Here is a 13,653-nt window from a genome sequence, read left to right on the forward strand (position 1 = left end):
CACACCCAGTTTCATTCTCAATAGGAAGAGTAGAAACGCTTCATGAAAGCCTCAAAATCTTCAACAAATCAAGTTGCTACACCTAAAATGTTTTGGTCTATAATGGCGGTACAATCGGAGTAAACAGACATTGTTTCTCTATCGTGGAGAAGCTTATGCATTTCTTTTACACGGTCGGTCAGTAGCTTCGATAACAGGTGTTTGGAGAGCTCTATAATAAACTGACCCGTTTTTTCTTGCATCCATATGCATTCTTGCAAATTTCAAGGCATGCTGCACACTCTTCATTTTTCCTTGAACAAACTGATCAGCCGGATCATGCTGGAGTTCCAAACAGAGCTCGGCTAAATAAGATTCCAAGTACTCTATAAGCTCTCCTTTAGATAGCTCATCTTTATCAGTTACCGAGAGTTCGACATATACATTTGAGCTTCCTCTTCAGACATTAGCTCAAAAAGCTCCTCGAATGTAAGTATGACGGCAGCTGTATCCATTACATCTGCATACCCGACCCTATCGAAAGCGCTTATTAGTGCACCTACTGTTTGCTTTAAGCTGATTTGTGTGCATAAATTATAAGCTACATTTTCGATAAGTGTATCACTAGTAGAGACAGCCGCCTTTTGTATAAAGGGCCCTTGTTTTCAAGAAAAATCGTATTGTTTCAAGATAATTTGCAAAACCATCTTCATGAGGAAGTTGATCAATATGTTTTTCCAAAATTGAAATCAATAACTCCACTTGTTCAGAATCACTTAATAATGACATGGGCCACCATCCAAGCATATCATTATCTTCATTTTGAATACCCCCTATTATCATAAATTAAACTTAAGTCTCAACATACAATACGATATCTGGTCAATCAGCAGTACGTTTCAGCCGCTCGTTGCGGTGGACGCGGCGTATATGTTCGATTTTGAAATATTGGATGAAGCTTTTCACAAATCATCGATATGTCCAAAGCGTTGGTTAATTAATTCCTAATACTTGGTATTCTCTAATCGTAATTCATCCATCGCTTCTTTATAGGTATTAACCAGTTGTGTTAAGTGAGCAATTTTTTATACATGTATTATGCCATAGATACCTCGGTTCTCTCAGGTCATGATTTTATACAGCTTGAAACACAACAAAGCCCCATCCGAAGATGGAGCTTTGACATGATCCGTAATGATAAAGCTTGGATTTACACCAAAACGGTAGCACCCATGAGGTATTTATCAACTTCGCGCGCGGCTTCCCGACCTTCATTGATAGCCCACACGACAAGACTTTGTCCGCGACGCATATCACCCGCAGCAAAAACCTTTTCCACATTCGTAACATATTTCCCGTAGCGTGCTTTAACGTTGGAGCGACGGTCCGTTTCCAAACCGATTTCCTCTACGATCGTTTGCTCAGGTCCATCAAATCCAATCGCAATAAGTGCAATCTGTGACGGGAATACACGCTCTGTACCCGGAATCGGTTGATAGATTTTACGCCCTGTTTCATCAACAATACGTTGAATTTGGATGGTATGCAGCTCTTTCAAATTCCCGTTCTCGTCACCTGCAAATTTAGTCGTCATGATGGAGAACTCACGCGGATCTTCCCCGAACAACGCCTTTGCTTCCTCCTGTGCATAATCAAGAGAGTACACATTTGGAAATTGTGGCCAAGGGTTGGCAATCGGGTCACGTTCCAAAGGAGCTTTAGCATGTGTACCAAATTGAGTGACGCTCCGACATCCATGACGCAGAGAAGTAGCTACACAGTCCGAACCCGTATCACCGCCGCCGATAACAATAACGTCCTTATCTTTCGAGGACAAATAGTTGCCATCTTCGAGGTTGGAATCCAGATAACTCTTGATGGTACCATTCAAATAATCCATAGCATAATGAACACCATTCAAGTCGCTGCCTTCAATATTGAATTCTCTCGGTTTCGTAGATCCACCACATAGTACAACTGCATCATACTCAGCAATTAACTGCTCAGTAGGGATATCTTTGCCGATTTCCGTATTTGTGATGAATTGGATACCTTCCGCCTCTAGCAAATCCACACGACGCTGTACAACCTTCTTATCCAGCTTCATGGATGGGATTCCGTACATCAGCAATCCACCCACACGATCTGCACGCTCATATACAATCACGCTGTGTCCTGCTTTGTTAAGCTGAGCAGCAGCAGCTAGTCCTGCCGGACCCGAGCCAACAATAGCTACTCGTTTGCCTGTACGCTTTTCTGGTGGATTAGGAACAACCCAGCCTTCCTCAAAACCTTTTTCGATAATGGCTTCCTCAATCGTCTTAATGGTAACAGACTCCCCGATCAGGCCGACTGTACAGGAGCCTTCACATGGTGCAGGACAGACACGGCCTGTAAATTCCGGAAAGTTATTCGTTTTGTGCAACCGTTCTAGCGCTTCCTTCCATAAACCACGATATACGAGATTGTTCCATTCCGGAATAAGATTATGGACCGGGCAGCCTAAAGTTGCTCCCATGATATCCATCCCCGTATGACAATAAGGAGTTCCGCAGTCCATACAACGTGCCCCTTGGGTACGCAGCTCTTCTTCAGACATATGCTTATGGAATTCTTCCCAATCCTTAATACGCTCTGCCGGGTCCCGGTCTGTAGGAAGCTGCCGTGTGTATTCCATAAATCCAGTTGGTGTAGACATGTTACGTTCCCCCATCTCTTCGCTTATGAACCCCGTTCATCCATTCAGAATTTATGTCAAATTCGAATTTGTCTGTTTGTATCATGAAAGGGTCTATTCTCGTTGAATTTGATTTATTGTATCACAATACAGCACAAAAGTGATGAAAACTTATGCAACTTTCTGCATCAACAGCCAAAAGGATTTTTTATATGGTTCATTAAATTTTCAAATCGGTGAGGTCAAATGGTTCCCCTTCTTACTTCGTTCTCTCATAAACGACAAAACGATAGTCGTATGGGTTTCTTTCATCCTTGACACCAGGAGTCTCACTGACTACTTGCCAGCCATTCCAATCCAGCTCAGGAAAAGTGGTGTCCCCTTCAAAAGTCTCCTCAATCCGGGTCACGATCAGCCGATCAGCATGGAGCCAAAAAAGTGAATAAATCTCTGCTCCCCCGATGACCATCAGTTCCTCTCCCGCTGCCAATCGGAGCCCCTCTTCGAGTAAATGGATCACTTCCGCACCTTCTGCCTGGTAGTTCTGATCCCGGGTTAAAACCACGTTACGTCGGTTTGGCAGGCTTTTTCCTCCAAAGGATTCCCACGTCTTACGTCCCATAAGTACAGTTTTGCCCATCGTCTGCTCTTTGAAAAAAGCCATGTCTCTTGGGATACGCCAAGGAAGCTTATTGTCCCGGCCAATCACACCATTTTGTGCCATTGCCCATATCATCGAAATCCCCATGTTTTCCCTCCTCTAATCAGATAGCGACAGGCGCCTTGATCCCTGGGTGATACTCATAATTTTCAAAAGTAAAATCCTCGTAAGTGTAATCAAAAATAGAATCCGGCTTGCGTAAAATTTTCAACTGAGGCAACGGATAAGGCTCTCGCTCTAGCTGCGTATGCACTTGCTGCATATGATTTGAATAAATATGCACATCCCCGCCTGACCAAATAAATTCCCCCGGCTCCAAACCGCATTGCTGTGCAACCATATGCGTTAGCAATGCATAACTTGCAATGTTGAATGGCAGTCCAAGAAAGGTATCTACTGAACGCATGGTCAGCATGCAGGAAAGTTTTCCTCCAGCTACGTAGAACTGAAATACGAAATGACAAGGCGGCAGCTTCATCGATTCGATTTGCGCCACATTCCAGGCACTGACAATGTGTCGGCGTGAATCCGGATTGTTTTTAATCGACTCAATGACATTGGCAATCTGGTCAATATGCTGCCCGTCTGTCGTTTCCCACGAGCGCCACTGCGATCCATATACAGGACCCAGGTTCCCCTGCTCATCCGCCCATTCATCCCAAATGGTAACTCCATTTTCCTTAAGATAAGAAATATTCGTATCCCCCCGCAAAAACCACAGCAGCTCGTGGATAACCGATTTTAAATGTAATCTTTTGGTGGTTACCAAGGGAAAGCCCTTGGCCAGGTCAAAGCGAAGCTGTCTTCCGAAAACAGATAGTGTTCCCGTCCCTGTGCGATCCTCTTTTTTTACGCCATTCTCTAAAATATCCTCCAGCAATTCCAAATAGTTGCGCACTTCTTTTCTCCCCTTTAAACATGTTTTAAAGATCTAGCAGCGCTAGAATCTAATCTTGAAAAATTCGCTCTACACCATAGCTATATTTAGTTTATCATGTCCGGCACTTCATTGACCATGTACTGTTTGAATTTTCATAGAAGTCCTGATAATCCTAAAACATGAAAAAAAGAGACAAAGAACGCAGTTATTGCGCACCTTGCCTCTCTTGAAGATGTATGAAAAACCAAAAACGAGATAATGAAATGGATTAGCGACGTGGTGCCAATGCATGGATCGGATGACCCAGCACGACTTCAGCTGCTTCCATAACGATTTCGCCCAATGTAGGGTGAGCATGAATAGTCAGGGAGATATCTTCGAGTGTAGCACCCATTTCAATCGCCAGACCCAACTCAGCAATCAGGTTGGAAGCTTCCAGACCTACGATTTGCGTACCCAGCACCAGACCAGTATCCGCGTCAGCCACGATTTTCACAAAGCCTTCAGCAGCGTTCAGGGAAACGGCACGGCCGTTTGCTCCATAAGAGAACTTACCGACTTTGACGTTGTAGCCTTTTTCTTTGGCTTGTGTTTCTGTGTAGCCTACACTGGAGCATTCTGGATCTGTGAAGACAACAGCCGGAATACATTTGTAGTCCACTACAGAAGGCTCACCTGCGATCGCTTCAGCAGCCACTTTACCTTCGTAAGAAGCTTTGTGAGCCAGAGCAAGACCAGCAACGATATCACCGATTGCAAAGATATGAGGAATGCTAGTGCGTCCTTGGTGATCAACTTTCACCATTCCGCGCTCATCCAGTTCTACGCCGATCAGATCCAGACCCAGCTCACCGTCTGTGTTTGGACGACGTCCAACAGTTACAAGCAGGTAATCCGCAGTTACTTCTTTGCTTTCGCCGTTAACGGAGAACTTCACGGTTACGTCTTTATCTGTTTGTTCCGCACTTTCCGCTTTAGCGCCAGTGAAGATTTCAATGCCTGTTTTCTTCATGCTTTTCGCAACGATTGAAGTCATATCTTTGTCAAAGCCAGGAAGAACAGTATCCATACCTTCAATGATGGTTACTTTGGAACCGAATTTGGAGTACATTTGGCCGAGTTCTGCACCAATGTATCCACCACCGATAACGATCAGGCTTTTCGGAATTTCAGGCAAGTTCAAAGCTTCTGTAGAAGACAGAATGCGTCCGCCAAACGGGAATGGTTTCAGTTCGATTGGACGGGAACCTGTTGCGATAATTGCGTTTTTAAAACGGTAACGTGGTGATTCGTGTTCATTGAATACACGTGCTTCGTTTTCGTTGATGAACATGCACTCACCATTGAAAACTTCAACTTTGTTGCCTTTGAGCAAGCCGCTTACGCCACCTGTCATTTTTTTAACAACACCGTTTTTAAATTCTTGTGTTTTAGCGAAATCTACTTTTACATTCTCAGCCGTAATACCGAAGGACTCGCCATGTTTGGCGGCTTCGTATTGGTGAGCTGCAGAGATCAAAGCTTTGGATGGAATACACCCACGGTTCAGACAGACACCGCCCAGCTCAGATTTGTCAACGATCAATACGCTTTGTCCCAATTGTGCGGCACGGATGGCAGCTACATAGCCGCCAGGACCCGCACCGATAACCAATGTGTCAATATCCAGAGAAGCGTCTCCTACTACCATTGATTACACCTCCATAACAAGCAGCTCAGGGTTAGCGAGCAGCTGTTTGATATAGTTCATGAAGTTTTGAGCAGTTGCACCGTCAATAATACGGTGGTCAAAGCTCAGAGAAAGAGCCATTACTGGAGCAGCAACAATTTCACCGTTTTTCACAACTGCTTTTTCACTGATACGACCAGTTCCCAAAATCGCAACTTCAGGGAAGTTGATGATTGGAGTAAAGAACATACCGCCTGCAGAACCGATGTTAGTGATGGAAATGGTGCTTCCTCTCATTTCGTTCGCAGCCAATTTTCCATCACGACCGCGCACAGCCAGATCACGAATGGAATCAGCGATCATCCAGATACTCTTACGATCAGCATCCTTGATAACAGGAACGATCAAGCCGTTGTCTGTATCTGTAGCGATACCGATGTTGTAGTATTTTTTGTAGACGATTTCGTTTGCTTCTTCGTCGATCGAGGCATTCAAGGCCGGGAATTGACGGGAAGCTGCAACCAAAGCTTTTACGATGAATGGCAGGTATGTTACTTTTGTGCCTTTCTTCTCAGCAATTGGTTTCATACGAGTACGGAAAGCAACCAGCTCAGTTACATCCACTTCGTCCATAATCGTAACGTGCGGAGCCGTGTAAGCCGATTTAACCATAGCATTGGAAATAGCTTTACGGATACCTTTAAACGGTATGCGCTCTTCCTCAGCACGCGGATCTGCTGCTGGTGCGGATGGCGCTGCAGCTTTCGCTTCTTTTTTAGCTGGTTCTTGTGCTTTTGCAGCTTCTTTCGCTACTGGTGCAGCCGCTTGGCCTCCACCATTTTTGAAAGCTTCTACATCTTCTCTAGTGATTTTACCATTTTTACCGGAGCCACTCACTTGAGCGATGTTTACACCTTGCTCACGAGCAAATTTGCGTACGCTAGGAGTAGCCAGCACGTCTTTGTTTGTTGCAGCAGGAGTTGCAGCTGGTTTTGTGTTAGCTCCGCCCTGTGCAGCATCCTGTTCTTGTTTAGCAGCAGTCGGTGCTTCTTCTTGTTCAGGAAGCTCACCCTCTGCAGCAATTACAGCCACGACTTGACCTACGTTAAAGATGTCTCCGTCTTTGGCAAATACTTCTTGAACCGTACCATTGACCGGACATGGAACTTCAACTACAGCCTTGTCGTTTTGTACTTCCATAATGATATCTTCATCTGTTACTTTGTCGCCGGGCTTGATGTGCATCTTGATGATTTCGCCTTCGTGAAGACCTTCGCCCAGCTCTGGGAATTTATATTCAAATCTAGCTGCACCTGCAGCTCCGCCTTGTGCAGCAGCACTTGGCTCAGGGCTAGCAGTTGCTGCAGCTGGTGCTTCCGGCGCATCTTCTTGTTCAGGAAGTTCACCTTCTGCATCGATTACAGCTACGACTTGACCTACGTTAAAGATGTCTCCGTCTTTGGCAAACACTTCTTGAACTGTGCCGTTGACTGGACATGGAACTTCAACTACAGCCTTGTCATTTTGTACTTCCATGATGATATCTTCGTCTGTTACTTTGTCGCCGGGCTTAATGTGCATCTTGATGATTTCGCCTTCGTGAAGACCTTCACCCAGCTCCGGGAATTTATATTCAAATTTTGCCACGTTTAAAACCTCCCAAATTTACGGTGTGCTTTAATTAAAATTCCAATACTTTATTAACCGCATCAATGATACGTGTTGGCGTTGGCAACCAAGTATCTTCAATTTGAGCAAAAGGATAAACGGTATCTGGACCTGCTACACGCAGAACTGGTGCTTCCAGATGCAGTATTGCTTTTTCGTTAATTTGTGCAATCACTTCAGCAGCTACGCCAGAGCTCTTTTGAGCTTCCTGAACAACGATAGCACGATTTGTTTTTTGAATGGAAGCAACGATCGTATCAATGTCAATCGGGCTAATCGTACGCAAATCAATGATTTCCACTTTGATGCCTTTTGTTTTTTCCAGCTCATCAGCAGCTTTAATCGAAGTGTGTACCATCATACCGTAAGTAATGATCGTCACATCGGAGCCTTCACGAACCACGTTAGCTTTGCCCAGTTCAACAATGTAATCATTCTCAGGAACTTCAGCACGGAATGCATGATACAGGTTCAAATGCTCCATGAAAAATACTGGATCGTTATCGCGAATAGACGCAATCATGAGGCCTTTTGCATCATAAGGGTTGGAAGGAACAACAACTTTGATACCAGGTGTTTGAGCCAGAAGTCCTTCCAAGGAATCTGTATGCAGCTCGGCTGCCTTAACACCGCCACCAAAAGGTGTACGGAATACGATTGGAGAATTGTAGCGTCCACCGGAACGGTAACGCATACGGGATGCTTGAATTGCCATTTGGTCGAGTGCTTCAAAGATAAAGCCTACGAACTGGATTTCAGCTACAGGACGGAAGCCTTGGATACCCAGACCCACAGCAAGACCCCCGATTGCGGATTCCGCCAGCGGAGTATCGAATACACGTTCTTCGCCAAACTCTTTTTGCAAACCTTCTGTTGCGCGGAATACACCACCTACATGACCTACGTCTTCACCGAAAAGCAGGACGTTAGGGTCGCGTTTCAACTCTACGCGCAGTGCGTCACGAATCGCTTCTTTCATGTTCATTTGTGCCATTTGCTTCATTTCCTCCTTAAACATTGACAGATCAGTTTCAGTTCAGGTCCAATTAAAAAGCAGACCGGATCGGGATGCCGCCCGGTCTCTTTCTAGCTCAATTATTTAAAATCAGCTTTTTGTTCTTCCAGATGCTTAGGCGTTTTTTCGAACATACTGTCGATCAGGCCAGGAATGGTCATTTTTTCCGTTTTCTCGGCTTTTTTGATCTCTTCGTTCACTTTCGCTTTAGCTTCTTCTTTTACACGAGCTGTATCTTCTTCAGTCCACAGACCTTTTTTCTCAAGGTATTTCGCAAAGCGGGCAATTGGATCTTTTGCGTTCCATTCGCCTTCTTCTTCTTTAGTACGATATTTCGTTGCGTCATCAGAAAGGGAATGCGGGCGGAAACGGTATGTTACCGCTTCAATCAGTGTAGCACCTTCGCCATTGCGTCCACGCTCTGCGGCTTCTTGAACAGCCTTGATAACTGCAAGCACGTCCATACCGTCAATTTTCACGCCTTTAATACCAGCAGCAACCGCTTTGTGAGCGATCGAAAGTGCAGCGGTTTGCTTCGCAAATGGAGTCGTGATGGCGTAGCCATTGTTTTGCACGAAGAAAATAACTGGCAGCTTGTATACACCAGCATAGTTCAGACCTTCGTAGAAATCGCCTTCAGAAGAACCGCCGTCACCTGTATATGTAATGACGACTTGTTTTTGTTTTTTCAGTTTGTAGCCCATCGCAATACCCATAGCGTGTAGAATTTGCGCACCAATGATGATTTGCGGCATCAATACGTTAACGCCGTCCGGTATTTGACCGCCGTGTTGATGACCACGGGAATACAAGAAAGCTTGGTATAAAGGCAGGCCATGCCAAACGAGTTGCGGAATATCGCGGTAGCCTGGAGCAATAAAGTCTTCTTTTTGGAGCGCAAATTCGCTACCAACCATTGTTGCTTCTTGTCCGGATACCGGAGCGTAGAAGCCGAGACGTCCTTGACGGCCTAAGTTAACAGCACGGTCATCCCAAGTACGTGTAAATACCATACGATACATAATTTCTTTCAATTGATCATCTGTAAGTTTAGGCAATTTATCTTTATTGATAATTTCACCATCCGGAGAAAGCACGGACAGAGCCTCAACTTCCTCTGTGTACACTTCATAAGGAACCTTGCTCATTTTCTTCACCTCAACAAAAAAATTTGAATATCAAGTTCCGCTGTTATAGGATTATTATACACCTGTTATATTGCTTGCGTCAAAGATTTAGTTATTTTTTTTGAGTTTGCCACATTTTTGTGTATGTAACAGGAGATGATTTTTACTATAACAGCTTAGTACATGATTGAAATTTTAAACATCTATTGCAATCAGGGTAATCTTAACTTATTGTGATCCCGAATGCAAAATAATACACCGAGAAAGGTGACGAAAAATGACGGATTCCCGGTATTTAAAACGAACCATCCTTAAAGACGAAGTAGAAAGCCGCTTTCTTGGCGAAACCAGAACACTCCGTATTTACTTGCCGCCAGGCTATAATGAATTATTGAGTTACCCGGTCGTATACTGTCAGGATGGAGAAGAATTTTTCAACTTTGGCCGCATTGCAACTCATGCAAACCGTCTCATCCTCGATGAAGGCGTCGAGCCCTTCATTATTGTCGGCGTCGAAGTGAACACCAAAATCAGAACCCAGGAATATGCTCCCTTTGGCCATCGTTTCGAGGCGTACACCGCCTGTTTTGCAGAAGAGATTATTCCCTATGTAGAACAAAAGTATCCTATAAGAAGTGATGCATCGTCCCGCATTTTGGCAGGGGATTCACTGGGAGGCAGTGTGTCTCTGCATTTGGCGTTGTTGTATCCGCAGCTATTCAACCGCATTATTAGCCTGTCCGGCGCTTACTATGAGGCTTCGCAGGAAATCATCGCCCGTGAGAAGGATTTGTCCCATCTGCGGATATGGATGATTGTCGGCCTCCAGGAGGATGCATTTGAGAGCGATACCGGTATTAATAACTTTGTAGAGCTTAACCGCCAATGCGCAGATTTACTGCGCGAACGGAACGCCGAGGTTTCCTACCGTGAAAAGGATGGCAAGCATTTGTGGGGCTTTTGGCAAAACGAGCTGCCTGACGCGCTCATGTATTTTTTGGATCGCGCATGAGTATCCTTGTTCAAGACTAAACAACTATCGGGGATTGAGCATTGATCGACCAGATCAGGGTCGTTATGCTCTTTCCTCTTTTTCACAAAATGATTACGCTTTCAAAAATTATATAATGAAAAACGGCAATGATTGCCGTCTTCTGTCGTTCACATTATAGCTTTTCTTCTATGATTTTGTCCAGCAAGGCCCCGCACCCCGCATCCATTAATCGATAGGTTTCTTCGAAATTCCCAGTGAAATAAGGGTCCGGCACTTCTCTTAGCTGTTCTTTGGGAAGTAAGTCCATGAATTTTAGAATGTCAGCGTCCGCTCCACCTGCCAGCTTACGCATGTTTCGTTCATTGGAATCATCCATGCACACAATATAATCAAACGCCTCAAAATCACGGCCCCCTATTTGCCGCGCCTTTAAGCCCTTCTCGCTAATGCCGTGCAGCTTGAGCTGCTTTAGTGTTCCCTCATGTGGGGGATTCCCGATATGCCAGTCGCCTGTTCCAGCCGAATCTACCTGAATTTGCGCGCTTAGTCCCCGTTCCTGCACCTTATGTCTTAGTACCGCTTCTCCCATAGGAGAGCGACAAATATTGCCCAGACACACAAATAGAACGTTAATCATGTTGTTCTCCTTCCTAATTACACGTTACACTACCTTTTTCTGTTTCATTGTAGCCGCGCTCTCCAAAATTGTGCAAGCCATATTTAACGCGTTATACTTAAAAGCTGATGGTACCATATAGACCGTATGACAGAAAGAAAGGATGTTGGATATGACGAAGAAGCGTGCCATTGTATTTTCCGGTGGTCGTCTTAGCGAAGGAGATCTACAACAAATACAACCTGAAGATTTTATTATAGGTGCGGATAAAGGTGCTCTTTTTCTGATTGAGCATGGCATCACACCGCATATCTCTGTAGGTGATTTTGATTCAATAACACCACAGGAAAAAGAACGGGTTGAATCGGCTAGCAAACGCATGCTTGCGTGTGATCCTATACTGAAGGACCTGACAGATACGGAGCTTGCCTTGGAGATTGCTATAGACGAACAGGCAGATCATGTACTCATGCTTGGTGTGACCGGCACCAGAATGGACCACACACTGGCTAATGTTCAAATATTGGTACGCGCGATGCAGCATCATATTAGTTGCGCAATTATGGACGCACATAACTATATCGAGCTCACAGGGTCCACGCTGGAGATCAAGCCCATGGGTTATACATATACATCGCTGCTTCCTATGACTGCTGAGGTAACAGGGATAAACCTGGAAGGATTTATGTACCCATTACAAAATGCCACCCTCAAGATGGGACAATCACGTGCTGTCAGCAACAAGCTAACCGCTTCAAAAGGTACAATTTCCATCGAAAGCGGACTACTGCTTGTTATTCAAAGCAAAGATTAGTTATGACATTATTGTAACTTTTATAAAAACTGTTTTGATGCTCAAACCCCTTGATTTACAAGGGGTTTTTCGTTTATTCAGATTCATAAAACGCTATATTTTTTTACAAATTGTAATTTTTAATCGTTTTTTAATAAACACCATGTAAGTCTTGTCCCTCAAGCATTTGAGAGTACTCTTCCAACAATTAGGTGGCTACAAAGCTGTTATACTCAACGCTGTCAGCAAGTTAGCAACTCAGCAAAATTTTGCACAAATCAATTTTTGGAGGTACTTACATCATGAACATGCAGAAGATCATAAAAAAGGTAATTATCGCAGGAGTCGCAGCCACTATCGGTTTTGGAACTTTTGCAATTGAGGGAACAAATACGGCACAAGCTGCTACTACTTCAACTTCTGTAGGTCAAAAAGTAATTGACTACGGCGAAAGATATATGGGAACTCCTTATAGATTTGGAGCTTCTACAAGCACCACCCGCTATTTTGACTGTTCTTCTTTTATGAAGCATATTTTCAAAAAATACGGAGTAGATTTGCCGCGCACTTCTGTCCAGCAGTCAAAAGTTGGACGTGCTGTATCCAAGTCTAATTTGAAAAAAGGTGACTTAGTGTTCTTCTCAAGCGGTAGCCGTTCTACCGGGCGCAATATTACCCATGTAGCAGTCTATATGGGCGGCGGTAAGATTCTTCACACTTACGGCAGTCCTGGTGTTACCATTTCCAATTTGAACTCCAGCTACTGGAAAAGAGCATACATTAAAGCACGTCGCGTGCTGTAGTATGAAACTCGTTTAAAATATGTAAGCCGGGACGAACAGTTCCCGGCTTTTTTATATGTCTCCATGCTATTCTTCTTCAGGTGGTGTTCTGAGAGAATAGCCAATGCCTCGTTCCGTGCGAATCATTTTGAATTTTTGCCCCTTATCTACCTTAACTCTCAAATGCCTGATATACACGTCTACTACGTTCGTATCTACGATATAATCATGTTTCCAAACATCCTTCAGAATTTGCTGCCTGCTGCAAACCTGATCGAGATGTATAGCCAGATGCAGCAAAAGATCGAATTCCTTTGGAGTTAATTCCAGCTTCTGTCCCCCTCTACTTACCATTCTGCTTGCATTGTCTATATGTAGATCACCCGCCTCGATTACCCTTGCTACATCATGAGCAGCACCAAAAATTCGCATTAAATTAGCTACTCTGGCCAGAAACACTTTGGGAGAAAAGGGGAGTACCATCACATCGTGTGCTCCCTGCTCAAAACAGGAAACGATATGGTTCTCATCGTCTGATGAGGTCAAGACGAATAACGGTACACGAGGATGGTTTTGCTGCACGGTCCGAATCATTCCTTGTGCATCCCCTTGCTCTTCATCAACGTTCAGAAGCAGCATACTCACAGGATGATCGGCTGCGTAGGAGCTTCCCTCCGACATATTTCGGACATGACCCACCTGATAGCCTGCCTGCTCCAATAGATGTACATTTACAGGTGACGCTTCATTTTCATCCACAAGTAAAATTAACGGGCTCATCTTTTCACCCAC

Annotated in this window: 13 protein-coding genes; 3 read left to right on the forward strand and 10 right to left on the reverse strand. The window is 44.4% G+C overall.

Going from position 1 to position 13,653, the window contains the following annotated elements:
• Positions 1–603: 603 nt before the first annotated feature.
• The 8 genes from LCF57_RS25180 to pdhA all read right to left on the reverse strand — a co-directional run bounded on the left by LCF57_RS25180 (position 604) and on the right by pdhA (position 9,697).
• Entirely contained in the window at positions 604–786 is a 183-nt protein-coding gene (locus LCF57_RS25180; RefSeq protein ID WP_226003106.1) for a hypothetical protein, read from the reverse strand.
• Positions 787–1,189: 403 nt separating this feature from the next.
• Complete coding sequence (locus LCF57_RS25185) at positions 1,190–2,677, reverse strand: glutamate synthase subunit beta (RefSeq protein ID WP_226003107.1); 1,488 nt, start codon at positions 2,675–2,677, stop codon at positions 1,190–1,192.
• A gap of 238 nt (positions 2,678–2,915) precedes the next feature.
• Positions 2,916–3,404 carry a dihydrofolate reductase gene (locus tag LCF57_RS25190; protein ID WP_226003108.1) on the reverse strand — a complete coding sequence of 163 codons (489 nt, stop codon included), beginning with the start codon at positions 3,402–3,404 and terminating at the stop codon, positions 2,916–2,918.
• Between the two features lie 16 nt (positions 3,405–3,420).
• Positions 3,421–4,215, reverse strand: a complete 795-nt coding sequence (gene thyA, locus LCF57_RS25195; RefSeq protein ID WP_226003109.1) for a thymidylate synthase — start codon at positions 4,213–4,215, stop codon at positions 3,421–3,423.
• Between the two features lie 250 nt (positions 4,216–4,465).
• Positions 4,466–5,887 (reverse strand): dihydrolipoyl dehydrogenase, encoded by a 1,422-nt coding sequence (gene lpdA / locus LCF57_RS25200; protein ID WP_226003110.1) that lies wholly within the window; start codon positions 5,885–5,887, stop codon positions 4,466–4,468.
• A 3-nt stretch (positions 5,888–5,890) separates the two neighbouring features.
• A complete protein-coding gene (locus tag LCF57_RS25205) occupies positions 5,891–7,513 on the reverse strand; it encodes a 2-oxo acid dehydrogenase subunit E2 (RefSeq protein ID WP_318840799.1) in 1,623 nt (540 codons plus the stop codon).
• Between the two features lie 34 nt (positions 7,514–7,547).
• Positions 7,548–8,528, reverse strand: a complete 981-nt coding sequence (locus tag LCF57_RS25215; protein ID WP_226003111.1) for an alpha-ketoacid dehydrogenase subunit beta — start codon at positions 8,526–8,528, stop codon at positions 7,548–7,550.
• Between the two features lie 101 nt (positions 8,529–8,629).
• Positions 8,630–9,697, reverse strand: a complete 1,068-nt coding sequence (gene pdhA, locus LCF57_RS25220) for a pyruvate dehydrogenase (acetyl-transferring) E1 component subunit alpha (protein ID WP_226003112.1) — start codon at positions 9,695–9,697, stop codon at positions 8,630–8,632.
• A 256-nt stretch (positions 9,698–9,953) separates the two neighbouring features.
• On the opposite strand from pdhA, the gene LCF57_RS25225 reads away from it, so the two are divergent.
• Positions 9,954–10,688 (forward strand): alpha/beta hydrolase, encoded by a 735-nt coding sequence (locus LCF57_RS25225; RefSeq protein ID WP_226003113.1) that lies wholly within the window; start codon positions 9,954–9,956, stop codon positions 10,686–10,688.
• A gap of 154 nt (positions 10,689–10,842) precedes the next feature.
• On the opposite strand, the gene LCF57_RS25230 is transcribed toward LCF57_RS25225, so the two are convergent.
• On the reverse strand, positions 10,843–11,307 hold the full coding sequence (locus LCF57_RS25230; RefSeq protein ID WP_226003114.1) for a low molecular weight protein-tyrosine-phosphatase: 465 nt from the start codon (positions 11,305–11,307) through the stop codon (positions 10,843–10,845).
• A gap of 151 nt (positions 11,308–11,458) precedes the next feature.
• On the opposite strand from LCF57_RS25230, the gene LCF57_RS25235 reads away from it, so the two are divergent.
• Positions 11,459–12,100 carry a thiamine diphosphokinase gene (locus LCF57_RS25235; RefSeq protein ID WP_226003115.1) on the forward strand — a complete coding sequence of 214 codons (642 nt, stop codon included), beginning with the start codon at positions 11,459–11,461 and terminating at the stop codon, positions 12,098–12,100.
• Positions 12,101–12,381: 281 nt separating this feature from the next.
• On the forward strand, positions 12,382–12,882 hold the full coding sequence (locus LCF57_RS25240; protein WP_226003116.1) for a C40 family peptidase: 501 nt from the start codon (positions 12,382–12,384) through the stop codon (positions 12,880–12,882).
• Between the two features lie 66 nt (positions 12,883–12,948).
• Here the strand turns inward: LCF57_RS25240 and LCF57_RS25245 are convergent, their stop codons facing one another.
• Positions 12,949–13,641 (reverse strand): response regulator transcription factor, encoded by a 693-nt coding sequence (locus LCF57_RS25245; RefSeq protein WP_226003117.1) that lies wholly within the window; start codon positions 13,639–13,641, stop codon positions 12,949–12,951.
• Between the last annotated feature and the right edge of the window lie 12 nt (positions 13,642–13,653).

This window comes from Paenibacillus sp. BJ-4 (genome assembly GCF_020404765.1).
GTDB lineage: Bacteria > Bacillota > Bacilli > Paenibacillales > Paenibacillaceae > Paenibacillus.